General features: G+C 73.0%; 25 protein-coding genes. 17 read left to right on the top strand and 8 right to left on the bottom strand.

What is annotated here, in order from left to right; translation table 11 throughout:
• Positions 1 to 6 precede the first annotated feature (6 nt).
• From ACQP00_RS30450 to ACQP00_RS30435, 4 genes are read left to right on the top strand one after another with little or no spacing between them, the layout of a single operon-like run.
• Positions 7 to 894: a glycosyltransferase family 2 protein gene (locus ACQP00_RS30450; RefSeq protein WP_433201388.1), complete on the top strand. Its 888-nt coding sequence runs from the start codon at positions 7 to 9 to the stop codon at positions 892 to 894.
• Between the two features lie 45 nt (positions 895 to 939).
• Entirely contained in the window at positions 940 to 1,098 is a 159-nt protein-coding gene (locus tag ACQP00_RS30445; RefSeq protein WP_433201385.1) for a hypothetical protein, read from the top strand.
• Between the two features lie 50 nt (positions 1,099 to 1,148).
• Positions 1,149 to 1,634, top strand: a complete 486-nt coding sequence (locus tag ACQP00_RS30440; RefSeq protein WP_433201382.1) for a MarR family winged helix-turn-helix transcriptional regulator — start codon at positions 1,149 to 1,151, stop codon at positions 1,632 to 1,634.
• A complete protein-coding gene (locus tag ACQP00_RS30435; RefSeq protein ID WP_433201379.1) occupies positions 1,631 to 2,086 on the top strand; it encodes a hypothetical protein in 456 nt (151 codons plus the stop codon). Before ACQP00_RS30440 ends, ACQP00_RS30435 begins: the two co-directional genes overlap by 4 nt.
• Before the next feature lie 99 nt (positions 2,087 to 2,185).
• Here ACQP00_RS30435 and ACQP00_RS30430 read toward each other — a convergent pair whose 3' ends face one another.
• Positions 2,186 to 4,381 carry a discoidin domain-containing protein gene (locus ACQP00_RS30430; RefSeq protein ID WP_433201376.1) on the bottom strand — a complete coding sequence of 732 codons (2,196 nt, stop codon included), beginning with the start codon at positions 4,379 to 4,381 and terminating at the stop codon, positions 2,186 to 2,188.
• A gap of 264 nt (positions 4,382 to 4,645) precedes the next feature.
• On the opposite strand from ACQP00_RS30430, the gene ACQP00_RS30425 reads away from it, so the two are divergent.
• A complete protein-coding gene (locus ACQP00_RS30425) occupies positions 4,646 to 5,497 on the top strand; it encodes a DUF1996 domain-containing protein (RefSeq protein ID WP_433201373.1) in 852 nt (283 codons plus the stop codon).
• Here ACQP00_RS30425 and ACQP00_RS30420 read toward each other — a convergent pair.
• Positions 5,458 to 6,816 (bottom strand): RNA-guided endonuclease InsQ/TnpB family protein, encoded by a 1,359-nt coding sequence (locus tag ACQP00_RS30420; protein ID WP_433201370.1) that lies wholly within the window; start codon positions 6,814 to 6,816, stop codon positions 5,458 to 5,460. The genes ACQP00_RS30425 and ACQP00_RS30420 overlap by 40 nt on opposite strands.
• A 431-nt stretch (positions 6,817 to 7,247) precedes the next feature.
• Here ACQP00_RS30420 and ACQP00_RS30415 point away from each other — a divergent pair, with 431 nt between their 5' ends.
• From ACQP00_RS30415 to ACQP00_RS30395, 5 genes are read left to right on the top strand one after another with little or no spacing between them, the layout of a single operon-like run.
• On the top strand, positions 7,248 to 9,839 hold the full coding sequence (locus ACQP00_RS30415; protein WP_433201367.1) for an MGH1-like glycoside hydrolase domain-containing protein: 2,592 nt from the start codon (positions 7,248 to 7,250) through the stop codon (positions 9,837 to 9,839).
• Complete coding sequence (locus ACQP00_RS30410) at positions 9,836 to 11,746, top strand: amylo-alpha-1,6-glucosidase (protein WP_433201364.1); 1,911 nt, start codon at positions 9,836 to 9,838, stop codon at positions 11,744 to 11,746. Before ACQP00_RS30415 ends, ACQP00_RS30410 begins: the two co-directional genes overlap by 4 nt.
• A gap of 10 nt (positions 11,747 to 11,756) precedes the next feature.
• Positions 11,757 to 13,961, top strand: coding sequence for a xanthine dehydrogenase family protein molybdopterin-binding subunit (locus ACQP00_RS30405; RefSeq protein WP_433201361.1), 2,205 nt, complete (start codon positions 11,757 to 11,759; stop codon positions 13,959 to 13,961).
• Complete coding sequence (locus ACQP00_RS30400) at positions 13,958 to 14,803, top strand: FAD binding domain-containing protein (protein WP_433201358.1); 846 nt, start codon at positions 13,958 to 13,960, stop codon at positions 14,801 to 14,803. The genes ACQP00_RS30405 and ACQP00_RS30400 overlap by 4 nt, the downstream gene beginning before the upstream one ends.
• Positions 14,800 to 15,294 (top strand): (2Fe-2S)-binding protein, encoded by a 495-nt coding sequence (locus ACQP00_RS30395; RefSeq protein ID WP_433224044.1) that lies wholly within the window; start codon positions 14,800 to 14,802, stop codon positions 15,292 to 15,294. Before ACQP00_RS30400 ends, ACQP00_RS30395 begins: the two co-directional genes overlap by 4 nt.
• On the opposite strand, the gene ACQP00_RS30390 is transcribed toward ACQP00_RS30395, so the two are convergent.
• The 4 genes from ACQP00_RS30390 to ACQP00_RS30375 all read right to left on the bottom strand — a co-directional run bounded on the left by ACQP00_RS30390 (position 15,230) and on the right by ACQP00_RS30375 (position 17,009).
• Entirely contained in the window at positions 15,230 to 15,970 is a 741-nt protein-coding gene (locus tag ACQP00_RS30390; protein WP_433201355.1) for an AraC family transcriptional regulator, read from the bottom strand. The genes ACQP00_RS30395 and ACQP00_RS30390 overlap by 65 nt on opposite strands.
• On the bottom strand, positions 15,970 to 16,272 hold the full coding sequence (locus tag ACQP00_RS30385; protein WP_433201352.1) for a putative quinol monooxygenase: 303 nt from the start codon (positions 16,270 to 16,272) through the stop codon (positions 15,970 to 15,972). Before ACQP00_RS30385 ends, ACQP00_RS30390 begins: the two co-directional genes overlap by 1 nt.
• 76 nt (positions 16,273 to 16,348) lie before the next feature.
• Complete coding sequence (locus ACQP00_RS30380; RefSeq protein ID WP_433201349.1) at positions 16,349 to 16,762, bottom strand: rhodanese-like domain-containing protein; 414 nt, start codon at positions 16,760 to 16,762, stop codon at positions 16,349 to 16,351.
• 19 nt (positions 16,763 to 16,781) lie between these two features.
• Positions 16,782 to 17,009, bottom strand: a complete 228-nt coding sequence (locus tag ACQP00_RS30375; RefSeq protein ID WP_433201346.1) for a hypothetical protein — start codon at positions 17,007 to 17,009, stop codon at positions 16,782 to 16,784.
• A gap of 155 nt (positions 17,010 to 17,164) precedes the next feature.
• On the opposite strand from ACQP00_RS30375, the gene wrbA reads away from it, so the two are divergent.
• Positions 17,165 to 17,764, top strand: a complete 600-nt coding sequence (gene wrbA / locus ACQP00_RS30370; RefSeq protein WP_433201343.1) for an NAD(P)H:quinone oxidoreductase — start codon at positions 17,165 to 17,167, stop codon at positions 17,762 to 17,764.
• A 46-nt stretch (positions 17,765 to 17,810) separates the two neighbouring features.
• On the opposite strand, the gene ACQP00_RS30365 is transcribed toward wrbA, so the two are convergent.
• Positions 17,811 to 18,596 (bottom strand): TetR/AcrR family transcriptional regulator, encoded by a 786-nt coding sequence (locus ACQP00_RS30365; RefSeq protein WP_433201340.1) that lies wholly within the window; start codon positions 18,594 to 18,596, stop codon positions 17,811 to 17,813.
• Between the two features lie 69 nt (positions 18,597 to 18,665).
• Positions 18,666 to 20,879, bottom strand: a complete 2,214-nt coding sequence (locus tag ACQP00_RS30360) for a LuxR C-terminal-related transcriptional regulator (RefSeq protein ID WP_433201337.1) — start codon at positions 20,877 to 20,879, stop codon at positions 18,666 to 18,668.
• A 77-nt stretch (positions 20,880 to 20,956) separates the two neighbouring features.
• On the opposite strand from ACQP00_RS30360, the gene ACQP00_RS30355 reads away from it, so the two are divergent.
• The 6 genes from ACQP00_RS30355 to ACQP00_RS30330 all read left to right on the top strand — a co-directional run bounded on the left by ACQP00_RS30355 (position 20,957) and on the right by ACQP00_RS30330 (position 26,864).
• Positions 20,957 to 22,096, top strand: a complete 1,140-nt coding sequence (locus ACQP00_RS30355; RefSeq protein WP_433201335.1) for an Acg family FMN-binding oxidoreductase — start codon at positions 20,957 to 20,959, stop codon at positions 22,094 to 22,096.
• Between the two features lie 10 nt (positions 22,097 to 22,106).
• A complete protein-coding gene (locus ACQP00_RS30350) occupies positions 22,107 to 23,510 on the top strand; it encodes an FAD-dependent oxidoreductase (protein ID WP_433201332.1) in 1,404 nt (467 codons plus the stop codon).
• Between the two features lie 57 nt (positions 23,511 to 23,567).
• A complete protein-coding gene (locus tag ACQP00_RS30345; protein WP_433201329.1) occupies positions 23,568 to 24,173 on the top strand; it encodes a hypothetical protein in 606 nt (201 codons plus the stop codon).
• Between the two features lie 82 nt (positions 24,174 to 24,255).
• Positions 24,256 to 25,203, top strand: coding sequence for a hypothetical protein (locus ACQP00_RS30340; protein WP_433201326.1), 948 nt, complete (start codon positions 24,256 to 24,258; stop codon positions 25,201 to 25,203).
• A gap of 137 nt (positions 25,204 to 25,340) precedes the next feature.
• Positions 25,341 to 26,243 (top strand): dihydrodipicolinate synthase family protein, encoded by a 903-nt coding sequence (locus ACQP00_RS30335; RefSeq protein WP_433201323.1) that lies wholly within the window; start codon positions 25,341 to 25,343, stop codon positions 26,241 to 26,243.
• 60 nt (positions 26,244 to 26,303) lie between these two features.
• Entirely contained in the window at positions 26,304 to 26,864 is a 561-nt protein-coding gene (locus ACQP00_RS30330; protein WP_433201320.1) for a TetR/AcrR family transcriptional regulator, read from the top strand.
• Positions 26,865 to 26,925 lie beyond the last annotated feature (61 nt).

Below are 26,925 nucleotides of genomic sequence, written 5' to 3'. Positions count from 1 at the left end.
AGCCGCATGGCCAAGGTCACCGTCGTCATCGCCACCCGCAATCGCCGCGCCGGGCTGGCCCGGACTCTGCTGCGGCTGCACGCGCAGGCCGAACCGCCGCCGGTCGTGGTGGTGGACAACGGCTCCAGCGACGGTACGCCGGGCATGGTCGCTACCACCTTCCCGCGCGTGCGCGTCATGGCGCTCGGTCGCAATGCCGGGGCCGTCGCGCGCAACTTCGGGGCGGCCGTCGCCGAGACGCCCTATGTCGCGTTCGCCGACGACGACTCGTGGTGGGCCCCCGGTGCCCTGACCCGCGCCGCCGCGCACCTCGACGCGGCCCCACGCCTGGCGCTGCTGGCCGCGCGGACCCTCGTCGGGCCCGAGGAGCGGCTCGACCCGATGTCTCGGTTCATGGCCGCGGCTCCGCTCGGCGTCGCCGCCGACCTGCCGGGGCCGTCCGTGCTGGGCTTCCTGGCGTGCGGCGCGGTAGTGCGCCGCGGGGCCTTCCTGGCCTGCGGCGGCTTCGACCCCGTCGTGTTCTTCATGGGGGAGGAGGCGCGGGTCGCCCTGGACCTGCGCACCGGCGGGTCCGGGCTGGCCTACTGCGACGACGTCGTGGCCCACCACCACCCGCGGGCCGACCCGGCCACCCAGGACGCCAAGCGGCTCCTGGCCCGGCGCAACCGCGTCCTCACCGCCTGGATGCGCCGGCCGCTGCGTACCGCCCTGGACGAGACGGCGATGCTGCTGTCCGCCGCCCGCTTCGACCCGGCCGCCCGCCCGGCCGCGGCGCAGCTGCTGCGGCGTGTCCCGCGCGCCCTGGCCCGCCGCCGCCCGGTCCCGGTCGAGGTGGAGTTCGAACTGGCCGTCCTGGCCGCCGGTGAACGCACCGCCGGGTACGCCACCACATGAGCGGCCATGGCTTCGAACCGGGGTGGGGCGGGTAGGTGACGGGGCATGACGCTGCCGAACGACGACCGCGACATCGCCGGCTCCGGCGTGCCCGCGGACGAGCAACTGCCGCGCACCGACGACATCGACGTGGACCTCGGCCGCCAGGTCCGCGAGCCCGGCGCCACCGACCCCGACGGCGAGCCGGTCGACCCGCCGGACTGACCGCACTGCCGGCCCGTGGGTCGCCGAGCGCCAGGTGCTAGGATCATTTCGTGCCGCAACGAAATGATGTGCAGCAGCTGGCCCGGGCGGTCATGCAGCTCATCGACACCGGGCACCGCCGGATCAGCCGGCGCATCGACCTGCCCCGGGCCCAGATCCTCGGCCTGCTCATCGAGGCCGGACCGCAGCGCCCCCGCGAGATCGCCGCCGAACTGGGCCTGACCGCCTCGGCGACCAGCCGGCACCTGACGGCGCTGGAGCGCGACGGTGCGGTCGCGGCCGAGCCCGACCCCGCCGACGCCCGGACGTTCCTGGCCGCCGTGACCGACGCCGGCCGGTCCGAGCTCGACGGCGTGACCGGCGCCGGCGCCGCCGTGTTCGCCAAGGTCGTCGGCGACTGGCCGGACGAGGACATCGCCACCGCGCATCGGCTCATCACCGCCCTCAACGCCGCCTGGGCCCGGCATCACGCCACTGCGGCGCCCACCGCCGCGCCCACCCCGTCCCGACGCCGGCGACCCGGAGGCCGCACATGAACCTCGTCCAGTGCGGCCGTGCGTTGCTGGCCCTCATCGCCGCGAGCCACGTCGTGGTGCCGGTCGTCATGCTGGCCGACCCGGACCCGACGCGCCGCCAGGTGATCGCCGACCATCCGCAGTTCGACGCCGCCACGGTCACCGCGTCGGTGGATGCGGCCCTGGTCGCCGCCGCGGTGTTCCACGGACTGCTGTTCGCGCTGGCGGCGCTGCTGATCTGGCGCCTACCTACCGGCCGCCCGTGGACCCGCCGGCTGGCGACCGTCTCGCAGCTGCTGAGCGTCGCGTTCGGGGTGGTGTCGTGGTCGTCGTCGCCGCAGTTCCACGCGGTGATCCCGATCGTGAGCGCCGCCGAGGCCGCCGTGGTGCTGCTGCTCTGGCTGCCCCGATCGTCCCGCGCGTTCTTCGCCCGCCACCGCACGCCCGCCCCGGCCCTCACGACCACGGCGTAGCTCGCCGGCGCCAGCCGACGCCACGGACGAGGGCGGCGAGCAGCCCGCCCGGCGCCGCGGATTGCGGGGCCGGGCGGGTTCGTCGGACATGCGGTGCGGTTACGGGTAGCTGACCACGGTGTGCGGGGTGACGCTGCTCGGCAGGGCCGCGGTACCGGTGTCGTTGATGACGTGGGTGATGGAGCCCTTGCCCAGCGACACCGTCAGGATGTTGTGGAACTTGACGTTGGCGTTCACCGGTGCCTCGTACGAGTGGTACGCGGCGATGGACGAGTCCGTCGTGAAGACGCAGTAGCTGCCCATGCCCCACGCTTCGTGCGAGGTGACGTTGTTGGCGACCTTGTAGGCGGCGTAGCCGGTGATCCCGTCGTGGGACCAGGCGGCGGCCGACGGCGGGTCGTACGGCAGCTCGTTCTGGAAGAAGATGGTCTTGCCGCCGTTGCCGTTCCAGATCACGTTGTACTTCTCGAAGTGCTCGACGAACAACCCGTACGCGGTCACGTTCTGGCCGTTGACGATCAGACCGGTGTCGGAGGGGTTGGACGTCCAGCCGGCCCCGTCACCGTGGTCGGCCCGCCACGACCAGATGTGGTCGATGATGGTGTTGTTGTTGTTGACGACCATGGCGTTGGTGACCTTGGCCGCGCCCGCGCCGCCGACGCGCAGGAACACGTCGGAGATCAGGTTCGGGGCACCGGCGTGGTTGCCGGAGGCACCGTTCGGGCCGACCTGCAGCAGGGCCGGGGAGTTGGTCGGGCCCGCGTCGAACAGCAGCGACGCGATCTTCACGCCGTCGACGTCGCCGACGGCCATCGGCAGCGCGCCGTTGTCGGCCACGATCGTGGCGTAGCCGAGGCCGAGGACCACGGTGTTGGCCCGGTTGATGTTCACCGTGGAGTTCAGGTGGTACACACCCGGGGTGAACAGCAGGTTCAGGCCCTGCGCGACCGCCTGGTTCAGCGTCGCCGCGCTCACGCCCGGCTTCGCCACGTAGAACTGGTTGATCGACAGCGACGTGCCCGGGGTCTGACCGTTGATCCACGTCGCGCCCGACGAGTTCGTCCGCAGCGACGGCACGAACACGCGGTAGGCGCCCGAGGAGTCGGCGTACAGGTACGGCTTCTCCTGCGTCACCGGCGAGGTGGCCAGCGTGGTGTACGGCGGGTTCGGGAAGCTGTTCGCCGGAGCGCCCTGCACGCCGGAGAACACCATGTTCCACAGCGCGCCCTTCCAGCTGCCGATCGTCGAGTCGCGGGTGAACCACTGCTGCTGCGAGCACGGGCTGATCTGGCCGCTGACCCGGCTGTCGGCGATGTACCCGCCCGACGCCCAGCCACAGTTCGGGCTGGCCAGGGTCATGCCGCCGTGCACGTCCATCCGCCGGAACGGGGCCGCCTGCGCGACCGCCCAGCGGTCCGTGCCGTTCACCGGGTAGATGGACATGTTCTCGGCCGAGCGCCAGAAGTTCTGCGTCGCGTTGCCGGCCATCCAGCCCGCGTCGACGGTGATGTCGCCGTGGATCTGCACGTCCTGCGGGTTCTGGCCGAGGCCGTTGATCGAGGTGTAGAAGCCGATCTGGGCGTTCAGGCCGCTGTACGAGCCCGGCTTGAACAGCAGCTGGTACCGCTGCGTGCCGAACTGGTTCTTCTCCTGCTGGGTGAAGATCTGGTCGAGCCGGGCCTGGATGGTCGAGGAGGACTGGCCCGGGTCGAACACGACCACGTTCGAGCCGAGATCGCCGCCGCCGGGCAGCTGCTCGCCGGACGGGGTGACGCTGGGCGAAGGGCTGCTGTCCGGTCCGGAGCCGCTGTACACCGCGACCTCGAACAGGGAGTAGCCGTACTGGGTGGCGCGGGTCAGGCCGTACACGCGAAGGAAACGACCGGATCCGTTGACGGCCAGGGTCTCGGTCCCGCCCGCGCCGGTGGTGGTCGAATAGATCGGGCTCCAGCCGCCGGTCCCGTCGGCCGAGACCTCGACGCGGTAGGACTTGGCGTAGGAGCGCTGCCAGGTCAGCACCACCTGGCAGACCTGCGTGGTGGCGCCGAGGTCGATCTGGATCCACTGTGGATCGACGCCGTGCGCGCTGGACCAGCGGCTCGTGCCGGAGCCGTCGACCGCCTTGGCCGCGCCCAGGCTCGCGCTCTCCTGCGACGAGGCGGTGGCCGGACGGTTCAGGGCGACGTTGGTGGTACCGCAGGCCGTCGCGGCCAGCGCCGGTCTCGTGATCACGACGAGGGTGTACGCCAGCAGCGCCGCGGCGACGGCGGCTAAGGCGATGAACGAGCGTCTCATGGGCTCTCCCAGGGGGCGTGCACCATCACCGCGCGGCAATGGCGGGCAGCGCGGGGATGCGGGGCGGATGAGTGGACCGTAGAACCGCCGCCCAACCGTGGGCAACCGTTTGCCACGAGTTGCCAAATCGATCAACGCACGTCCAATGTGGACCTTGATTTGGCATGGCAACTCTTTGGCAAACGCTTTCCTGAGATCTTCGAACGCTGCTACGGTCCGCAGCTATCCATCGCCGATGCTCGATTCAACCGCCAAGGAGTCGACATGCGCATCCGCTCCACCCTGCCCGTCATCGTTGCGGCGCTCGCCCTGCTCGGTGCGGCCGCCGTCGCCGGACCGGCGCTCGCGGCCGACGATCCGCCGCGGGCGCAGTACCATGAGATGCACGCCAACTGCACCGTGAACCACACGCTCAGCGACGACCCGATCGTCTTCCCGGGCCTGCCGGGCGCCTCCCACAACCACTCGTTCATCGGCAACCCCACGGTGAACGCCAACTCCACCCCGCAGTCCCTGGTCGGCGGGGCCACCTCGTGCGAGGACACCCTCGACGCGTCCGGGTACTGGTTCCCCACCCTCCTGCAGCGCGGCGTGCCGCTGCAGCCGGACAAGCCGACCGTCTACTACAAGTCCGACGTGAAGGACTACCGCACCGTCAAGCCGTTCCCGGCCGGCTTCAAGCTGCTCGTCGGCGACGCGAAGGCGACCAGCAACGCCGGCTTCACGGGCAACTACCAGTGCACCGGCTACAAGGGCGTCGACTTCCCGGCGTCCTGCCCGTCCGGCTCGACGCTGCAGGTCCGCCTGACGTCCCCGTCGTGCTGGGACGGCGTACACCTGGACACGGCCGACCACAAGTCCCACATGGCGTGGCCGGTCAAGGGCGTCTGCCCCGCCGACCACCCGGTCCCGCTGCCGATGCTCGAGATCAAGCTCCCGTACCCGCTGCACAACGGCGACACGGGCGGCCTGGCCTACGCCTCGGGTGGCAGCTTCACCTTCCACTACGACTTCATGAACGGCTGGGACGCCGCCCGGCAAGCTCAACTTGTCGCGTACTGCATCAATGGCGGGCGTCAATGCAACGGGTTCGGCGAGGACCCGAAGAAGCCCTGACGCGCGTGTGTTCGAGTGGCTCGGGGACCGCGTTCGGCGGCCCCGAGCTGCGCGACCTGGTTGAGTACTGCGTGACCTCCACCGGCGCCGTGCGGCGGCGGTTGCCCGTCGTTGTCGACGGGTGGTTGGCGCTTCACGGACCGCCCAGCGGCGAGGTCTCCACGCCCGGTGACCGCAAGCCCTGCGGCCAGAATGTTCTTCGCCGCGTTGACGTCGGCGTGATCCCGATGCCCGCAGCGGACGCACCGGAAGACCGCCCGGCTCGGGCGGTTCTTCGCGGTCGCGTGCCGGCAGGCGCTGCAGGTCTGTGAGGTGTATGCGGCCCGGACCTTGACCACGGTCGCGCCGTGCCGGCGGGCGGCGTAGTGGAGTCTGGTCAGCAGGCCGCTCCAGCCCTTGTTGCGGATGGCTCGGTTGAGCCCGGCCTTCTGGAGAACCATGCTGCCGGGCCGGTCGATGGTGCCCTTGGCGGTGGCGGTCATGGCCTTGATCCGCAGGTCCTCGACCGCGACCATGCCGTGCGCACGGGTCAGGCGTCCGGCGACCTTGGCGGCGAAGTCGGCGCGGCGTGCACGGATGCGCGCGTGCAGCCGGCCGAGCGCCGCCCGGGTGGCGTCGCGGCGGTTGGACGGGTTGTCGAGGCCGTGGGTGCGCGCGGAGCGGGCGAGGCGCTGCTGGAGCCGTGTGATGCGGGCGAGTTCGCCGGGTGTGGCGAAGGTCTGGTTGTGCAGGTCGCCGTCGGAGGTGGCGACCGCGACCGTCACGCCGAGGTCGATGCCGACCGGTGGGTGCCCGTTGGCCGGGACGTCGGCGAGGTCGTCGTCGATGCAGAATGCGATGTACCAGCGGTCGGCGTCGCGGCGGACGGTGGCGTTGCGGATGGCGCCGCCGAGCGACCGGATCCAGCGGAAGCGGATCCAGCCGAACTTCGACAGGCGCACGGCGCCCCAGCGGTGGTTCAAGCGTCGCACGAGGATCTGGTTGGGGTCGGGGAAGCGGAACGTGGGTGCGCTGCGGGCCTTGGAGCGCCATCGCACGTTGCGGGTGCCGTGGAGTTTGCAGGCGCGGTCGAGGTCGAGGAGGGTCTGCTGGAGGCAGTGGGATGGTGCGGCGGTGAGCCAGGTGCCGGCCGGGTCGCGTTTCGCCTCGGCCATCTGCCCGGCCTGTTCGAGGTACGAGATGGGGGTGTTGCGCCGTTGGTATTCGCGGCGCTGTTCCAGTGCGGTGTTCCAGACTGCCCGGCAGGCGGCCCCGACGGTTTCGGCGTAGGCGGTCTGTTCGGTGGTGAGGGCGAGTGGGTATCGGCGGCCGGTCAGCATCGGACGGCTCCAGGCATGGCGTCGAATGTAGAGCCACAGGGCCGGAAGCTCGAAACTTGTATCGCGTTGGGGTGACGTAACCCCCGGCGAGCCGGCCCGCGGCGAGGGGCCGGCTCGCTGGTCACGCGCGGACTCTCGCCGGGCTGAGTCCGCGCGCTCCGTCGCGGTGGTGGTCCGGAGAGCCGCCACCGTTGGCCGGACGTCTCCTGCTACCGCAGTCAATAGGGCAGTACAGCGGCAGGGACTCATCGCGGCGTACCAGACCTACTTGTGCCGCGGTTCCGGTATCGAAACAAATAAGTCGGTGAATTCTCTACAGAGCGTGACTGAAGTGCCGGGGGGCATTGACTTTCTGCAACCTGCACGCGGCGGCGGGGGTTCCTTCCGGGTGGGTGGGGGCGTTCCAACCCCGCGCATGGTCGCTTGGAAGCATGAGCAATCCCGAGCGGGAGCGGATCGACGCCGTCGGCAAGCCGGAGGACGGGCTCGCGCAGGCCAGCCCGTGGTACCGGTGGGGACCCTACCTGAGCGAGCGCGCGTGGGGCACCGTGCGCGAGGACTACAGCGACGGGGGCGCCGCGTGGGAGGCGTTCCCGCACGATCATGCGCGCTCGCGGGCGTACCGGTGGAGCGAGGACGGGCTGGCCGGGCTGTGCGACGCCGAGCAGCGGCTGTGTTTCGCGCTCGCGTTCTGGAACGAGCGGGACCCGATCCTCAAGGAGCGCATCTTCGGGCTGACCGGCAACGAGGGCAACCACGGGGAGGACGCCAAGGAGTACTGGTGGTACCTCGACGCCACCCCCAGCCACAGCCGGCTCAAGTGGCGCTACCACTATCCGCAGGCGGCGTTCCCGTACGACGACCTCGTGGCCGAGAACCGGCGGCGGGGGCGGGAGGAGCCGGAGTACGAGCTGCTCGACACCGGGGTCTTCGACGACGACCGGTACTTCGTGATCGAGGCGGAGTACGCCAAGGCCGACCCCGACGACGTGTGCATCGTGGTGCGGATCACGAACGTCGGGCCGGAGACGGCGCCGCTGCACGTGCTGCCGACGCTGTGGTTCCGCAACACCTGGTCCTGGGAGCCCGGCGCGCAACGGCCACGGCTCAGCAAGCGGGGCGACGCGATCAGCACGGGCGAGATGGTGCTCCAGGCCGAGGGGCAACCGCCGCAATTGTACTGTGACAACGACACGAACGCGGAACGCCTGTTCGGGGTCCCCTCGACGGTCACCTATCCGAAGGACGGGATCAACGACCACGTCGTGCATGGTGCCCCGACCGTCAATCCGGCCACGGAAGGTACCAAGGCGGCCTTCTGGTATCGGCTCTCCGTCGCACCGGGCGAGATCGTCGAGCTGCGGCTGCGGCTGGCGCCCGAGGAGCGCGGCTTCGGCAAGGCGTTCCAGCAGACGCTCCGGCAGCGCGAGGCCGAGGCGGACCGGTTCTACGCCGCGCTGACCCCGGAGGGCACCAGCGCCGAGGACGCCATGATCATGCGGCAGGGCTTCGCCGGGATGATCTGGGGCAAGCAGTACTACCACTACGACGTGGCCCGCTGGCTGGCCGGCGACCCCGCGCAGCCGCCACCGCCACCGGGCCGGCGGCAGGGGCGCAACGCGGGGTGGCGGCACCTGGACGCCAGCGACGTGATGTCGATGCCGGACCCGTGGGAGTACCCGTGGTTCGCCGCCTGGGACTCTGCCTTCCACGCCGTCGCGCTGGCGCATCTCGATCCGGCCTTCGCGAAGTACCAGCTGCTGCTGCTCTGCCGCGAGTGGTTCCAGCACCCGAACGGCGCGATTCCGGCCTACGAGTGGGCCTTCGAGGACCTGAACCCGCCGGTGCAGGCGTGGGCGGCGCTGCAGGTGTACGAGATCGACGGGCGCCGCGACCGCGAGTTCCTGCACCGGATCTTCTCCAAGCTGGTGCTGAACTTCACCTGGTGGGTGAACCGCGAGGACGCCGAGGGCAACAACCTGTTCGAGGGCGGGTTCCTGGGCCTGGACAACATCGGGCCGATCGACCGCTCGCACCTGCCGCCGGGGTACTCCCTGGAGCAGTCCGACGCCACCGCCTGGATGGCGTTCTACTGCCTGAACCTGCTGGAGATGGCGCGCGAGCTCGCCGCGCACGAGCCGGCCCTCAACGACCTGGTGGTCAAGTTCCTGGAGCACTTCGCGCTCATCACCGAGGCGATGGGCGGCCAGGAGCTGTGGGACGAGGAGGACAGCTTCTACTACGACAAGCTGCGCGGCCCCGACGGCGAGGCGACCCCGCTGCGGGTGCGCTCCATGGTCGGCATCATCCCGCTGTTCGCCACCAAGGCGCTGCGGGAGGAGGACTTCCAGGCGGTCCGGCGGCTGTCCAAGCACCTGGCCGACATCCCCGAGGAGCACATCGTGCACGACGGGACCGGCGGCCGGTTCGTCGGCGTCGGGGTCGCCGGGGCGGGGCGCGTCCGGCGCATCCTGCCGCACCTGTTCGACGAGGACAGCTTCCTGTCGCCGTACGGCCTGCGCGCCCTGTCCCGCTGGCACGCCGAGCACCCGTTCAGCGTCGAGCTGCCCGGATACACCGCGTCCGTCGGCTACGAGCCGGCCGAGTCGACGACCGGGATGTTCGGCGGGAACTCCAACTGGCGCGGGCCGCTGTGGATGCCGCTGAACTACCTCGTCCTGCGCACGCTCGAGGACTACGACGCCAACCTCGGCGAGGGCGTCAAGATCGAATATCCGACCGGCTCCGGGCAGCTGCGCTGTGCCCGGGAGATCGCGGAGGACCTGCGGCAGCGGATGCTCTCGCTGTACCGGCGCGGCGAGGACGGCCGCCGTCCCGCCTACGGCTGGGTCGACAAGCTCCAGCACGACCCGCACTGGCGGGACAACCTGATGTTCTTCGAGTACTTCCACGCCGACAACGGCGCGGGCCTCGGCGCGACGCACCAGACCGGCTGGACCGGCCTGCTCGCCGAGCTCGTCGCGCGCCCGTCGGACCGCACGCTCCGGGAGGCCCGGCGATGATCACGTTCGGCCGGCAGCTCTGCGGCGACCTCGCCGCGGCCAGTGCGCGCGAGTGGCTGGTGACCGACGGCCTCGGGGGTTACGCCTCGGGTACGGTCTCCGGCCTGCGCACCCGCCGCTACCACGGCCTGCTCGCGGTGGCCGAGCCGGGCGGCGCCGCCCGGCACATGGGTCTCGCCGCGCTGGACCCCGTGGTGCGCATCGGCACACGGACGGTGCGGCTGGCCACGGACGAGTGGGCGGGCGGCACCGTCGACCCGGCCGGGCACGTGCACCTGGCCTCGTTCACCCTCGACGAGGGGGTGCCCCGGTGGCAGTGGGACCTCGGCGACGTGGTGGTGCAGCGCGAGATCGCCATGGGCCACGGCCGTTCCGTCGTTGGGGCCGTTTTCACGGTACTGCGGACGCCGGCCCCGATCACGCTCGAACTCACGCCGTTGTGCACCTGGCGCGACGCGCACGGCGAGCGCACGGCGGCCGGCGACCCGGCGGTGACCCCGGTCGCCGGCGGGTTCGTGTTCGAGGACGCGTACCGGGTGTCGGGCCCGGCGTGGCAGCCCGGCGGCGCCTGGTATCGCGGGGTCTACGCCCGCGAGGAGGCGGCCCGCGGCCTGAACCCCGTCGAGGATCTCTTCGCCGCCGGGTGCTTCGTGGCCGAGGTGGCTTCCGGGGGTACCGCCGAGGTCGTCGCCGCCGCGGCCCCGTTCGACGGCCCGCTGCCCACCGCGGCCGGGCTCGTCGTCGCCGCCCGCAAACGGGCCCGGAAGCTGGCCCGGCAGGCCCGGGCGAGCGATGCGGTGGGGCGGCACCTGGCGATCGCGGCCGACCAGTTCGTGGTGTCCACCCCGACCGGGCCGTCGGCGGTGGCCGGGTACCCGTGGTTCGGTGAATGGTCACGCGATCTCATGACGTCGTTCGAGGGGCTGTTCCTGGCCACCAACCGGCACGACGAGGCCCGGGAGGTGCTGTTGCGGGCGGGCGCCACCGTCTCCGAGGGGATGCTGGCCAACACCGCCGACACCGGGACGCTCGAATACAACACGGCCGACGCGGCGCTGTGGTTCCTGCACGCGATCTCGCGCTATGCGGCCGTCACCGGGGACCTCGACACCGTGTCGTCGCTCGCCGGGGCGATGGACGAGATCCTGACCCGGCACCGGGACGGCACCCGGTACGGGATCGCCGCCGACCCCGCCGACGGGCTGCTCACGCAGGGCAAGCCCGGGTTCGCGCTGACCTGGATGGACGCGCGGGTGGACGGGCGGCCGGTGACCGAGCGGCAGGGCAAGGCGGTCGAGATCAACGCCCTGTGGATCTCGGGCCTGGCCGGGACCGGGGCGCTGTTCGACCGGCTGCGGCGGCGGCACGACTGGGGCTCCGCCGCGTCGCGGGCCGGGGACGCGTTCCGGCGGCGGTTCGTGCGGCCGGGAGGCGCCGGTCTCTACGACGTCGTGGACGGGCCGGGCGGGGACGATGCCGCGGTCCGGCCGAACCAGCTCCTCGCGGTGTCGCTGCCGTACGGGCCCCTCGCGGGGGACCCGGCGCCGGTGCTGGCGTGCCGGGAACTGGTGACGTCGCTCGGGATGCGGTCCCTCGCGCCGTCCGACGGTGCCTATCGGGGCGTGCACCGGGGCGGGCCGTACGAGCGGGATCACGCCTACCACCAGGGGACCGTGTGGCCGTGGCTGATCGGGCCGTACGCCGACGCCTGCGCCTCCGCCGGCCTGGACACCGGTGGGCTGCTGGACGGGTTGGAGCTGCACCTGGCGGAGTGGGGGCTGGGGTCGGTGTCGGAGACGGCCGACGGCGACGCGCCGCACGGGGCCACCGGGTGTCCGTTCCAGGCGTGGTCGGTCGCCGAGGTGCTGCGGGTGCGCACGGCGTTTGCCGGTCCGGCGCGCGGGTAGGCGGGGGCGCATGATCGGTGCGCGGCTGCCCCGGCGCGAGGACGCGCGGCTGGTGCGCGGGGCCGGGCAGTACGTGGCCGATGTGCGCGTCGCCGGCTGCCTCGACTGCGCGTTCGTGCGCAGCCCGCACGCGCACGGCGAGCTGCGCGCGGTGGACACGTCGCCGGCCTGGGCGGTGCCAGGGGTGCACGCGGCCTGGTCGCACGCGGACCTGCCGTACCTGCCGGCGACGCCGCCGATGGGCGACCAGCGCTCGATCGAAGGCCGCCCGTGGCCGGCGCTGGCCTCGGATCGGGTGCGGTACTACGGCGAGCCGGTCGCGATCGTCGTCGCCGACGACCGGTACGTGGCCGAGGACGGGCGCGACGCGGTCCGGGTGCGCATCGACCCGCTGCCGGCGCTGCTCGACCCGACCGAGGCGGCCGCCAGCGACGTGCGGCTGTTCCCGGGGCTGAGCAACGTCGCCGCCGAGCGCGAGTTCGGGCAGGCCGCCGCCGCGGAGGTGTGGCACGGCGCGGCGATGCTGATCGACGCCCGGTACCGCCAGCAGCGGCTCGTGCACACCTCGATCGAGCCGAAGGCGATCCTCGTGCGGCCCGACTCCGGCGGCGGGCTCACCATCTGGGTGTCGCACCAGGCCCCGCACCGGCTGCGTACCGACCTGGCCGGGGCGTTCGGGCTCGACGAGCAGCGGATCCGGGTGATCGTCCCCGACGTCGGCGGGGCGTTCGGCGGCAAGAGCGAGACCTGGCCGGAGTACCTCGCGGTGGTCGCCGCCGCCCGCCGGCTCGACCGGCCGGTGCGCTGGCTCGAGGACCGCGCCGAGGCGCTCGCCGGTCCGCCGCACGGGCGCGGGCAGAACCAGCGGGTGCGGCTGGCCGCCGACGCCTCCGGCCGCATCCTCGCCTACGACCTGGAGATCGACGCGGACATCGGCGGCTATCCGCACACCGGCTCGTTCATGCCGATGGCCACGTCGATGATGGCGACCGGCGCCTACGCGATCCCGAGTGTCCACGTGCGCACCCGCGCGGTCGTGACGAACAGCGCGCCGACCGCACCGTACCGCGGGGCCGGCCGTCCCGAGGCGGCCGCGGCGATCGAGCGGACGGTGGAGATGCTCGCCCGGCGGCTGGGCCTCGACCCGGCGGAGGTGCGTCGGCGCAACTTCATCGCCCCCGACGCCTTCCCGTACCGCACGCAGACGGGGTTCACCTACGACAGCGGCGACTACGCGGCCGCCCTCGAGGTCGCGCTGCGCGAGGTCGACGTCGAGCACTGGCGCGGCGAGCAGTCCCTCCGCCGCGCCGCGGGCCTGAAGCCGATCGGGATCGGGCTGTGCACCTACGTCGAACGCTCCGGCACCGGCGAGGAGTTCGGCGCGGTCGAGGCGTGCCCGGACGGGACGTTCATCGCCGTGTCCGGCTGCTGCAGCACCGGGCAGGGCCACGAGACGTCGTTCCCGCAGGTGGTCGCCGACGTGCTGGACGTCGACCCCGGGCTGGTCCGGCTCGTCGAGAAGGACACCGCGGCGGTACCGCGGGGTGTCGGCTCCTACGCCAGCCGCTCGATGCAGATCGGCGGGGCGGCGCTGCTGCGGGCCGCGACGAAGCTCGTGTCGGCGGCGCGGCAGCGATCCGCGGAGCTGCTGTCCGTGCCCGTCGCCGAGGTGGAGTACCGCGCCGGTTCGCTCATCGCGGGCGGGCACTCGCTGACCCTCGCCGACCTGGCGCCGCTGCGCGCCGAGGACACGTTCGGCCCGCCGGAGGCGTTCCCGTTCGGCGCGTACGCGGCCGTCGTCGAGGTCGACCCGGAGCTCGGAGACGTGTCGATCCTGCGGCTGGTGGCGGTCGACGACTACGGCGTGGTGGTCAACCCGCTCATCGTGGACGGGCAGGGGTACGGGTCGATCGTGCAGGGGATCGGGCAGGCGCTGTACGAGGGGGTCCGCCACGGCGCGGACGGCGTGCCGGAGACGCTGAGCCTCCTCGACTACCTCCTCCCGACGGTGGCCGAACTGCCGCCGCTGCGGCTGGCCGAGACGTGCACGCCGAACCCGAACACGCCGCTGGGCGCGAAGGGCGCCGGCGAGGCGGGGTGCATCGGGGCGCCGCCGGCGATCCTCAACGCGGTGGCCGACGCGCTCGACCTGGTCGATCCGACGGCGTTGCCGATGCCGCTGACGCCGTCCGCGGGCTGGAGCGCCGCGCGATGAAACCGGCGCCGTTCGAATACGTCGTGGCGCGCACCGCCGACGACGTGGTGGCCGCGCTGGCCGACGGGAAGGCGCGGGTGCTCGCCGGCGGGCAGAGCCTCGTGCTGGAGATGAACTACCGCCACGTCCGCCCGCAGCGGCTGGTGGACATCAACCGGGTGCCGGCGTTCGCCTCGCTCGATCTGGACGGCGACGCGGTGCAAGTCGGGCCGCTGGTGCGCCATCGGGTGTTCGAGTCCGGTGCGGTGCCGGGGCCGCTGGGTGATCTGCTGCGGCGGGTCGTGCACCACATCGCGCACCCGCCGATCCGCGCGCGGGGGACGATGGCCGGCAGTTGCGCGTACGCGCACCCGGCGGCCGAGTGGCCGGCGGTCGCCGTCGCGCTCGGGGCCCGGCTCGACCTGCGCTCCGCCTCCGGGATCCGCACGGTCGAGGCCGCCGACTTCTTCACCGGGCCGTTCGCGACCGTGCGGCGGGCGGAGGAACTGCTGCTCGCGGTACACCTGCCGAAATTGCCGCCCGGAACACTGGTCGGCTTCGTGGAGCATCGGCGCACCCACGCGAGCTTCGCCGGGCTGGCGGCGGTGGTCGCGGTGACCGTCACCGACGGCCGGGTGCGCGCGGCGCACCTCGGGCTCGTCAACGCGGCCGACCGCCCCGTGCGCGCCGCGACGGCCGAGCAGGTCCTGGTCGACCGCCCGCTCGACGACGCCGTCATCGCCGAGGCCGCTGCGGCCGCGGCCGGCATCGACGCCGACCCGCACACCGATGTCGCCTATCGGCGCCACGCCGTGGGTGTGCTCGTGCGGCGCGCCCTGCACCAGGCCCGGGACGGAGGCTGACCGTGCGGCTCGCGTTGCACGTCAATGGTCGTACGCACGAGGTGGACGTGCCCGCGCGGCGCACACTCGCCGACGCGCTGCGCGAGGACTGCGGGCTGACCGGCACGCACGTCGGCTGCGAGCACGGCGTGTGCGGGGCGTGCACGGTCCTGGTCGACGGCGATGCGGTCCGGTCGTGCCTGATGTTCGCCGTGCAGTGCGAAGGTGCCCAGGTGCGCACGATCGAGGGGCTCGACCATCCGCTGCAGGAGGCGTTCTCGCGGGAGCACGCGCTGCAGTGCGGGTTCTGCACCCCCGGCTTCCTCATGCTCGCCGCCGGCGCGCTCGAGGCCGACCCGTCGATCGTCGACGACCCCGAGCGGCTGCGCGAACTGCTCACCTCCAACCTGTGCCGGTGCACCGGCTACGAGGCGATCCGGCGCGCCGTCAGAGGAAGCTCTCCCGGTACTGCGTCGGCGACCGACCGGTCAACTCCCGGAACGCCGCATTGAACGCGGACAGCGAGGTGTAGCCGACCGCGAACGCGATCTTCGTGACCGGGGCGTCGCCGGCCGCGAGCTCCTCGACGGCGCGCATGATGCGCATCCGGCGCAGGACCGCCCGCCAGGTCAGCCCGGTCTCGTCCTCGAAGCGCCGCGCGAGGGAGCGCGGGGCCAGCCCGATCGCGTCGGCGACGTCCTCGAAGCGGACCTGCCCGCCGAGCCGCTCCTCGGTCAGGCGAAGGGCCCGGCGCAGCTCCGCCGACCGCCCCGCCGGCACCACGACCGGGCTGGGGGTCTCGGCGAGCCGCCAGGCGACCGCGGCCAGCGCGGTGAACAGGGCCGCGCCATAGGGTGTCCCGCTGTCGGCGCAATCGGCGCACTCGGCGACCAGGGCTCGGGCGAGGGGGGTCAGGTCGAACACGGCCAGTGGGGCGGCGGGCGGCGGGCAGAACGCGGTGTCGAACAGCACCGAGGCGGTGGTGACCGGCTGCGGGATGCTGACCCGGATCGCCCGGCCGGCCTCGATGAGCGCCGCCCGCGCGGGTGGCAGCAGCCAGGCCTGGCCCTGCGCCTCCAGCCGGAGGGCCCCGGCGGAGGCGCAGAGCAGGTAGTGCCGGTCGACGCACAGCTCCCGTTCGGGCTCGGGCGCGAACGTGCGCACGAAGCTGTACGCCTGGGCGGTCATCAGGCCACGGTCTCCAGCAACTCGGCGGAGAAGCGCCGGCTGACCGGCGCCGCGGTCATGAGCGGCCGCAGCACCCGGCCGGAGCGGGCGAAGCAGTCGCTGTCCAGGTACGGCACGAACGACGCCTTGTCCCGCCACTCGTGCACGACGGTGACGGTGGTGTCGTCCTCACGCGAGGCGTACACCCGGAAGGCGACGTTGCCGGGCATGGCGCGGACCTCGTCCCGCTCGGCTTCGAGCTGGGCGAGGGCCGCCGGTCGGTCGGCGGGGCTGGTCTGAAAATCGAGAATCGCGATGAACATGCGTCGATCGTGGCCCGCCCGGCCCGCTGCGCGCCGCCGCCGGTCGGACAGCTTCACGCTCGTATCGGTCACGCCTTCAGCGGCGCACATCGGCCGGTTCGCGGTGCAGCGGGAGCCCGGCGCGTAGCCAGGCCTCGATCCCGCCCTCCAGGTCGGTGGCCCGGTGCAGCCCGACGCGGCGCAGGCTCTCGGCGGCGAGGCTGGAGCTGAAGCCCTGCCGGCACACCACGATGATTTCGACGTCGTACGAGACGGCTTCGGCGATCCGCACGTCGCTGGCCGGGTCGAGCCGCCATTCGAGAACGGTCCGGTCGATGACGATCGCGCCGGGCAGCTCCCCGGTCTCGGCCCGCTGCGTCTCCGTGCGGGTGTCGACGACGATGGCGCCGCGCTGCCGGGCGGCCAGGGTCTCGTGCGGCGTGTAGCGGCGCACACCCCGGCGCGCCTCGGCCAGCACGGTGTCGACCCCCGGTCCTTGCTCAGTGATCACGCTCCCGATTCTGCCGGGTTCACAACTGCAGCCCCGCACTGGCCAGCCGCTTCCCGCGGACAACCACCACCAGGGCGCCCAGTTCGCGACCTTCGCGGCCGAGCTGTGTCCCGTGCACGAAGTACCACGGTTCGTCGTCGTATGGGATCGGGTCCTCCCGGTTGACGTGCTGCACCCGCAGGGTCAGGGCCCCCGTGCCGTACAGGTAGTCGCGCTCGGCGAGGACCAGGATGAGCCGGTCACTCACCCGACCGACCATACTGTTGTCCCACGGCAAACAAATCGGCGGACCGTCGCGGCCGCTGTGGCCATTCGGCCGTCACCCGCCCGGGCTACCGTTTCGCGGGCGAGCGGGCGGGTAATGGGCCGGGCCAATCGGGCCAAACCGGAGGGAAATACGCAATGCCGAAGCTTGCCGTCATCTACTACTCCGCGACCGGAACCCTGCACGGGATGGCCCGCCGCCTGGCCGAGGCCGGCGAGAAGGCCGGCGCCGAGGTGCGGCTGCGCCAGGTCACCGAGCTCGCACCGCAGGAGGCGATCGCCTCGAACGCGGCCTGGAGCCAGCACTTCGACCGGACCAAGGACGAACCGCGGGCCACCGCCGACGACGTCGTGTGGGCCGACGCGGTGCTGTTCGGCTCGCCGACGCGGTACGGCAACATCTCCAGCCAGCTCAAGCAGTTCATCGACACCCTCGGCCCGCAGTGGTCCCAGGGCCTGCTGGCGGACAAGGTCTACGCCGGCTTCACCGCGTCGATGACCGCCCACGGCGGCCAGGAGTCGACGCTGCTGGCCCTGTACAACACCATCCACCACTTCGGCGGCATCGTGGCCGCCCCGGGCTACACGGACCCGCTGAAGTTCGCCGACGGCAACCCGTACGGCGTCTCCCACGTCACCGGCGGCTCCAACGACGCCCCACTCGGCGACCCGCAACTGGCCGCCCTCGACCACCTGGCCGAACGCGTCGTCCGGATCGCCGCCAAACTCGCCGCCTAGCCCCGCCCGGCCGCGGCTCGCGTCCCGGCGGGCCGAGGCGGGAGCGTCACGCCGCCGTGATGGCTCGCAGGTCTTCCAGTGACGCGTCGAACAGTGGGCGGATCGCCCGCGGGTCGTCCTGCTGGACCCAGCGCGCGAACGTCACGTGGAAGACGGTCAGCCCGGCCTGCGCGGCCAGGATCGCGGCGTTCTCCGGGACCCCGCGGCGGATCAGCGCGGCCTTGATGGCACCCGCGAGGCGCTGCAGCTTGATCAGCTCGCGCTCCTGGAGTTCCGGGTTGGCCGCGATGACGCCGGCGCGCATCCGGGCGAAGCGGTGGCGCTCCATGAACATCTCCGCCACCGGCTCGAAGCCGGCCGTGACGGCGGCGAGCGGGGTGGCGTCGGCGGGGGCGGCCGCGATGCCCTCCAGCCACAGGTGTTCGAGTTGCTCGGAGCCCTTGAACAGGGCCTCGCGCTTGTCGGTGAAGTGGCGGAAGAAGGTGCGCTTGGTCAGCCCGGCGCGCTCGGCGATCTCGGCCACGGTGGTGGCGTCGAAGCCCTGCTCGTCGAAGAGTTCGATGGCGGCCTGCATGAGGCGGCCGCCGGCATCCGGTTTCCAGCGCGACATCCCGCCCAGCATAGCTTGACGGCACCCGGTGTCATAAAAGCCGAGCACGTCGTGGCCGGTGTCCCACAGGAGGGTGAGCAGGGCGCGGCGGGCGGACGGGTCCAGGGCGGGGGCGACGATCGTGGTGCCGGAGCGGACCGTGACGTCGCCGAAGCGGGCGCGGATCAGGTCGAGGACCGCGCGGGAGGGCGGGCCGCCGAGGTCGAGTTCGAGCTGGGCCATCCGGCCACGATGGGCGCGGGACGGGCGGCGGCACTACACCCGGGGGTCGGGTGCACCCGGGGTACCGGCTCAGATCAGCCCGAGCTCCCGCGCTACCCGGACGGCGTCGGCGCGGCCGGCCACCCCGAGCTTGCGGTACAGGCTCTTGTTGTAGGCCTTGACCGTGTTGATCGACAGGAACAGGGCGGCGCCGATCTCGCGCTGGGTGGCGGTGCCGGGCAGCATCCGCAGGATCGACAGCTCGCGGTCGGTCAGCTCCTCGGCCAGGGACGCGGTGCGGGCGGCGCTGCGGCCGGCGCGGGTCTCGGCCCGCTCCAGCCAGGATCGCACGAACGGCGGTACCGGCTCGTTGTCGACCACCTCGCGGGCCCGGATCAGGGCGGTGCGGGCGGCGGCGCGGTCGCCGGCCCCGAGTTCGGTGTCGGCGGCGAACAGGTGGGCCAGGACCACGTCGAGCACCCGGCCGGCGAACTCGGCCAGGCGCAGGCCGTGGGCCAGCCGCTCGCGGGCCCGGTCCAGGTCGCCGCGCTGGTAGGCGCGGCGGCCCTCGACGAGCCGGATCGTCACGACGTACCCGGCCGCGCCGTCGCCCCAGTCGCTCTCGGTGCGGTCGGCCGCCGGGACCGCCTCGGCCAGGTGCCGGTCCAGCTCGTCGTGGGCGTCCAGGGCCAGCAGGAACAGGGCGAGCTGCCCGGCGGCCTGCAGGTCCATGCCGGTCGCCCAGGGGCCCTGGCCGCGGGTGCGCCAGAAGCCGGCCAGGAGCGGCACCGCCTCCTCGAACCGGCCCGCCAGCCCGTAGGCCTCGCCGAGCGCGACCCGGATCACCGGGTGGTCCGGGTGGCCGGCGGCCGTCTCCAGGGCCAGGGCCCGCTCGACCACGTCGACGGCCTGTTCCGGCCGGGCCGGGTCGGTGCCGAAGAGCCCCCGGAGGCTGTACTCCGCGGCGCGCGCACTGGCCCAGCGCGGCACCACGGTGTGCTCGTCGATCTGCCGGGCGCACACGTCGATCCAGTGCACGATCCGGTCCCGGTGGCCGCTCGCGTCGGCGGTGTAGGCCAGTGCGAGGGCGAGCGCGGGCGGCACCGCGGCCTCCGGGAGCCGTTCGCCGAGGGCGAGCAGCGTGGCCGCCCACCCGCGGGCCAGGAACCACTGGTGGTTGGCGGCGAGCAGCCCGGCCGCGGCGGTGTGGTCGCCCGCGTCCTGCCGGCAGCGGACCGCGTCGTCGATGCGGCCGTGCTCCTCGAACCAGCCGGCGGCCCGGCGCAGCACCTCGCGGGCCGGTTCGCCGGCGGGCGCGCCCGGGGACCAGCCGAGGGCCTCGCGCAGCAGGCGGTGGCAGCGGAACCACTCGCGGTCGAGCGCGGTCACGAACAGGTCGGATCGTTCGAGCTCAGCCAGTACAAGAGCGGCGTCTTGCATGTCGAGAGCGGCGTCGCACAGCGATCCGGACAACCGCTCCAGCGGCGCCGCCCGCACCAGCAGGTCGCGCTGGCGCGGGTCGAGGGCGGGCAGGACCTCGGCGGTGAAATAGTCGAACAGGTGCCGGTCGGCGGCGGGGGCGGCGTGGCCGCGCAGGGACAGCCCGGCCAGCTGGAGACCGGCCGCCCAGCCCTCGGTGCGCTCGACGATCACGGCCAGGTCCGCCGGTCCGGGCTCGGCGGCCGCGACCGCCGTGAGTAGCCCCTTCGCCTCGTCGGCGGAGAAGCGCAGGTCGGCCGCGCGGACCTCGGTCAGCTCGCCGCGCACCCGCATCCGGGCCAGGGGCAGCGGCGGGTCGGCGCGGGTCGCGATCACGATCCGCAGGGCCGGCGGCAGGTACGCGACCAGGTACTCGACGCTCTCGTGGATGCCCGGGTGGGTGAGCACGTGGTAGTCGTCGAGCACCAGCACCTGCCGGGCCGACGCGGCGGCGAGCTCGTTGAGCAGCAGCGGCAGCGCCCGTGCGGCCGGACCATCGGCGGAGGCGAGCGCGTCGGCGACGGCCGGGGACACCTCGCCGCCGGCCCGGCCCAGCGCGGTCAGCACGTAGCTCCAGAACCGGACCGGCTCGTCGTCGCTCTCGTCCAGCGACACCCACGCGACCGGCTGCGCCACCGACCGGGAAGCCGCCCAGCGGGCCAGCAGGCTCGTCTTGCCCCAGCCGGCCGGGGCCGCGACCACGGTCAGCTTGGCCGCCGCGTCGAGGGCCCGTTCGAGACGGGCGCGGGGCAGGACCGCATCGCGTACCGGCGGCACGGCGTACTTGACCGCCAGCAGCGGGCTCGGCCGGCCGTCGAGGGTCACCCGCGCAGTCTGGCACCCCGGGTGCTTCCGGCCAACGGGTGCTGCGGCGGCACCCGCCCGGCGGCGACGGTGTCGGCATGCCCACTCACACTCGCCGGCAGGTGCTCACCGCCCTCGGGGTGGTCGCCGTGGCCGGGACCGGCGCCCTGACCTACCGGGTGCACGACACCGCCGCGCTGAGCCCCGGCCGCGGCGACGCCTACGACCCGTGGCGGCACTGGCGCGACACGCCCGGCCTGCCCGGCGCGGTCGCGGCCGCGATCCTGGCCCCGAGCCCGCACAACACCCAGCCGTGGGCGTTCGCGATCCGCGCCGACGCGGTGGACGTGCACGTCGACGCCGCGCGCCATACGGGCTCGGTCGATCCGTACCGGCGGGAGCAGTACATCGGCGTCGGCTGCGCCATCGAGAACCTGGTGCTGGCCTGCCGGGCCCGCGGGCTGCGGCCCGACGTGGCGTGGCAGCCGGACGGCCCGGGCGGGTCGCGGGTGGCCACGGTGACCGTGCGGCCGGGTCCGGCCGAGGGCGGTCCGCTGTACGACGCGATCGGCGACCGGCACACCAACCGCGGCCCGTACACGGCCGAGCCGATCCCCGCCGCTGACCTCGACGCGCTGGCCGACCCGAGCGGGCTGCCCGGCCTGCGGGTGCGCTGGATCGCCGGCCCCGGGCCGCGGGCGGCGCTCGGCCGGCTGCTGGTCGACGCGGCCGCGGCGCTGTGCGCGGACGAGACCCAGTCGCGGGACAACTTCGCCTGGTTCCGGGCCAACGACGAGGAGATTCAGCGGTACCGCGACGGGCTGACCCTCGGCGGCCAGGGCTTCGGCCCGCCCAAGCTCGCCCTGGCCAAGCTGCTGCCCGCGTCCTCCCGGGCCGACGGGGACAAGTTCTGGCTGCAGCAGACCGCGACCGTGCACACGGCGACCGCCGCCGCGTACGGGGTCATCACCTGTGCCACGCCCGACGACCGGGCCACCCAGCTCGCCGCGGGCCGCCTCCTCGAACGCATCCACCTCACCGCGACCGCGCGCGGGATCGCCCTGCACCACATGAACCAGATCACCGAGCGCATCGACCGGGAACGCGACGCCGGGCTCACCCCGGCGTTCGCGCCACGCTTCGCCGAACTGCTGCCGGCCGGGGAGCACCCGCTGCTCACGTTCCGGGTCGGCCGTCCCGTCCGCGCGGGGGCTCCGAGCCCCCGCCGCTCTCGTTAGGAGTCCGCTGATGACCACCGTTGCCATCGTCGGAGCCGGCCCCACCGGGCTGCTGCTCGCCGGCGACCTCGCCCGCGCCGGCGTCGACGTCACCGTCTTCGAGCGCCGCGGCGCAGAGTCGAACCTGACCCGGGCGTTCGGCGTGCACGCCCGTACCCTCGAACACCTCGACGCGCGCGGCCTCGCCGACGAGATCGTGGCCGGCGGCGCGCCCGTGCGCCGGTTGCGCCTCTTCGACAGCGTCCGCATCGACTTGTCCACGCTGCCGTCGCGCTTCCCGTATCTGCTCATCACGCCGCAGTACAACGTCGAACGGGCCCTGGAACGCCGGGCCCTCGCGGCCGGGGCCCGGATCGTGCGCAACGCGGCGGTGACCGGCCTGCGCCAGGACGCCACCGGCGTGGACCTGACCGTCGACGGCGGCACTGTCCGCGCCGAATATGTCGTCGGCGCCGACGGCGTGCACAGCACCGTCCGGCAGGCGCTCGGCCTGCCGTTCCCCGGCAAGTCGGTGCTGAGCTCGATCATGCTGGCCGACGTGCGCCTGACCGAGTCGCCCGGCGACGTGCTCGCGGTCAACGCGGTCGGCGACGCGTTCGCGTTCGTCGCCCCGTTCGGCGACGGCTGGTTCCGCGTCTTCGCCTGGGACCGCCGCCACCAGCGCCCCGACACCGATCCGGTGACCCTGGACGAGATCCGCGACGTCACCCGGCGGGTGCTCGGCACCGACTTCGGGCTGACCGAGGCTCGCTGGCTGTCCCGTTTTCACAGCGACGAGCGACAATCGCCACGGTACCGTGTGGGCCGCGTCCTCCTCGCCGGCGACGCCGCGCACGTCCACTCGCCCGCCGGTGGCCAGGGCATGAACACCGGCCTGCAGGACGCGGCGAACCTCGCGTGGAAACTCGCCGCCGTGGTGCGGGGCACGGCCCCGGACGGCCTGCTGGACACGTACGAGGCCGAGCGGCACCCGGTCGGCAAGCTCGTCCTGCGCTCCAGCGGCGCCATCATCCGCATGGCGATGGTCCGCTCCCGCCTGGGCCGCCTGGTCCGCAACCGGCTCGGCGCCCTGGCCCTGCGCCTGCCCCCGATCGCCCACAAGGCGGCCGGGACGATCTCCGGCATCGGCATCGACTACCCCGGCGCACCCCGGGCCGGGGACGTGGCGCTGGCGGACGGGCGGCGGCTGTACGAGGCCCTGCGCGACGGCAGCTTCGTGCTGCTCGCCCCGGAGCCGGCCGCACCCGCGCTGGCCGGCCTGGAGGCACAGGTGCGACTGGCCCCGCCGACCGACCCGTCGCTGCCGTGGACGCTGGTCCGCCCGGACGGGCACGTGGCCTGGCGCGGCGGCCGGGACGGGCTCGGGGCGGCGCTGGAGCGGGCGGTACGCAAGAATCCCCTGCATGTCGTATGACCTGGCGGTGACGTGGCGGCCGTACCCGGTTTTCACGGATGCTGACGGGGGACACTCGTGACGGAGTCGGTTCGGCGCGCCTGGATCGGCCGGGCGCTCGCGGCGGTCGTGGCGGTGAGCGCGGCCGTCGCCCTCGTGGGCCTGACGACGGGCGCGTGGGCCGCCGTCGCCTTCGTCGGCCCGGACTCCCACAACGGGGCCGCGCCGGCCGAGTACCTGCGGCTGGAGATGCATCCGGACGGGCGGCTCGACGTGCACTACGACGATCCGGACTTGCGGGAGCTGTACGACGCCGGCAAGAACAAGGGCTACCGGGAGGCACTGCGCCATGCCGTCCCGGACGTGCTGGACCACTTCGCGATCGCCTGCGTGGTCGCGGCCGGGCTGCTGGCGGTGGCGGGCGTGTTCCGGCGGCTCCCTGCGTACCTGTGGGCCGTTGGCTGCGCGGTGGTCATGGGCGCGCTGACCGCGGTCGCCGTGCTGCGCTTCGAGACGGTGTCCGCGCTGGCGACATACACGGACCAGATGAACCTGTCCGCGACCGTCCAGGCGCAGTTGCCCTGGGCCGGGCGTACGACGACCGCGCTGGTGGTGGCGCTCGTCGCCGCGGCCGCCTGCGCCCACCCGCTGCTGCACGACACACCCGGCAAGCTCGAGCCCTGACGGCAGGCCCGCACACCCGCGGACTTCCGGGCAGGTGGGCACCTCGATTGTCATCGCCCATATCCGGTGCCACGCTGCTGTCATGACCCGAGCGCTGGCGGTCCGTCCGTTGTCTGACGCATTGAGGCGCTTGCACGAGGTGTATGAGGAGACGGTCGCGCACGGCAAGTTGGACTGGGCCTCCGGCTCGCCCGCGCAGCTCGAGTCGACGATTGGCGACGAATGGATCGGTGACCGCGTCGAGGACGCCTACACCTTCGCCTCGAACCTGCTCAGTGTAGGTCTCGAACAGTTACGGGCACTCGCCGACCTGCTTGGCCACGATCATGGATTTTGGGCCACCGTCACGTTGTCGCGATCGGTGGCGGAGATGGCATCGCGAGCCGCGTACCTGCTGGACACGCAGGTCAGCGGGCGCGAGCGTGCGCGTCGGTTCGCCAATGAGCACCTGCTGAGCCTGCACGAGCAGGTCAGGCTGCACGTCGGGGGCCAGATGCACGAGGACGTGCCGGCGCTGCGCGCAGAGATCGCTGCAATCGAAGGGGCCGCGAGCAGTTGCGGCTTCACGGTGCACCGGCCGGGGAACCAGCAGGCGCCCTGGATCGGTGACCACCGGCCGGTCCGCGCCGACCTGCGCCCCGGCAACGCCGAGGTTCTTGCTCAGCAAATGGGTCGGACCGCCGACGGTTTCGACACCGGCAGGACGATGTACCGCGCATACTCCGCGATCTCACACGGCACGTGGCACGGCATCAACGAGGGAATGTGGTCGACCATCGACGGCGAGGCGACCCAGCGCATGCGAGACGACCCGTTCCTGCCCGCCACGCTGATCAGCCTCGCAGTGCTGTCTGTCCTTGACGCACTGGAGCGACGGCGCCTCCAGTATGGCGGTCAGCCAACATCGCTGGAGAGTGCCCGCAACGGGTGCTTGATCCTCCTCTCTGCATACCTGGGGGCTTGGCCGCCTGCGACGCCGGCCGAGGAGGGCCGCGCCGAGACGGTCCCGTCGGACGACGCCAGGACCTGAATCCGGCGACATCGCGCCGCATCTGGCGTCTCCGCCGGTGTTGCGGGGCGCTTTTCGGGTCGGTACCGCCATCACACTGGTCGGCGCGTGCCCGGGGGACTACGGCGCCGTTTTTTTAAAGGCAACGAAGGGTGAGCATGGGTACCGACGTCTACGTCATTCTCTCCACGCCGTTCTTTGCGGACGGGGGCATCGACTACGTCTCCTTCGACCGGCTCGTCGAGCACTGCGTGCAGGCGGGCGCCACCGGCCTCACCGTGCTCGGGCAGCTCGGCGAGGCGCCCAAGCTGGAGCACGCCGAGAGCGTGGCGATCGTGCGGCGGCTGTGCTCCCGGGTCGAGGTGCCGGTGGTGGTGGGCGTGACGGCGCCCGGGTTCGCGGCCATGCGGGCGCTGACGCGGGAGGCGATGGACGCGGGCGCCGCCGGTGTCATGATCGCGCCGCCCACGAGCCTGCGCACCGATGACCAGATCGTCACCTACTACCGGCAGGCGGCCGACGCGATCGGGGGCGGGGTGCCGATCGTGGTGCAGGACTATCCGCTGACGTTCGGCGTGCAGATGACGGCCGGGGTCATCGGGCGGATCGCCGGTGAGGTCGAGGGTGTGTACATGCTCAAGCACGAGGACTGGCCCGGGCTGGAGAAGATCAGTGCGTTGCGGGCGATGGAGGTGCCGTTGCGGATTCTCACCGGCAACGGGGCGCTGTTCCTGGACTTCGAGATGGAGCGCGGGGCCGACGGGGCGATGACCGGGTACAGCTTCCCGGAACTGCTCACCGGCGTGGTGCGGCTGTCCGGCGCGGGGCGGCGGGACGAGGCGCACGACCTCTTCGACGCCCACCTGCCGCTGATCCGCTACGAGCAGCAGCAGGGGGTCGGGCTGGCGGTGCGCAAGTACGTCCTCATGCGCCGCGGGCTGCTCGACTCCGATGCGCAGCGCGCGCCGGCCGGGGCGCTGTCGGCCACCGCCCGGCAGGAGGTCGACTACCTGCTCGAGCGACTCGCGCGGGCGGATCCGGGCGCGCGGCTGCGCCGGTAGCCGGGGCGAGCCGGGTGCGCAACGCAACGGTGCGTTGCGTTTCGTTGTAGACTCGCGGCCGTGAGCGAGGGGAGCGGGCCGCGGCGGGCGGCTGAGATCTTCGAGGCCACGCTGCGGCTGCTCGCCGAGCGGGGCTACGCCGGGCTCACCGTCGAGGGCGTCGCCGAGCGGTCCGGTGTGAACAAGACCACGATCTACCGGTGGTACCCGTCCAAGGCGGCCCTGCTCGGCGCGGCGCTGCTCGACGCGCCGGTGATGCGGGTCGCGGCGCCGGACACCGGGTCGCTGCGCGGGGACCTCACGGCGCTGGCCGAGACGCTGGTCACGCTGCTCACCGAGGCGCCGTCGGCGGCCGTGGCGGTCGCCGCGCTCGGGGCCGCCACGCAGAATCCCGAGCTGGCCGAGCACGCGCGGGCGTTCTTCGCCGACCGGCTCGCGGTCGAGCGGCCGATCTTCGAGCGGGCGGCCCGGCGCGGCGAGCTGCCGCCCGGGGCCGACCCGATGCTCGTCATGGATGCCCTGGCCGGGGCGGTGTGGGTCCGGGTCGTGCTGCGCCAGTTGCCGCTCGAGCCCGGGTATGCGGCCAAGCTCGCCACGGTCCTGTGTGCCGGGTTCCCCTGATTGAATCGCGGCGCGAATGGGAAAGGGGGGAGCCGATCGATCAACGGGTGCGAGCGCGAGA

This window comes from Dactylosporangium sp. CS-047395 (assembly GCF_050942185.1).
GTDB lineage: Bacteria > Actinomycetota > Actinomycetes > Mycobacteriales > Micromonosporaceae > Dactylosporangium.
The sequence above is the reverse complement of the archived record's forward strand: the minus strand, read 5'-3'. Positions and strand labels throughout refer to the sequence as shown.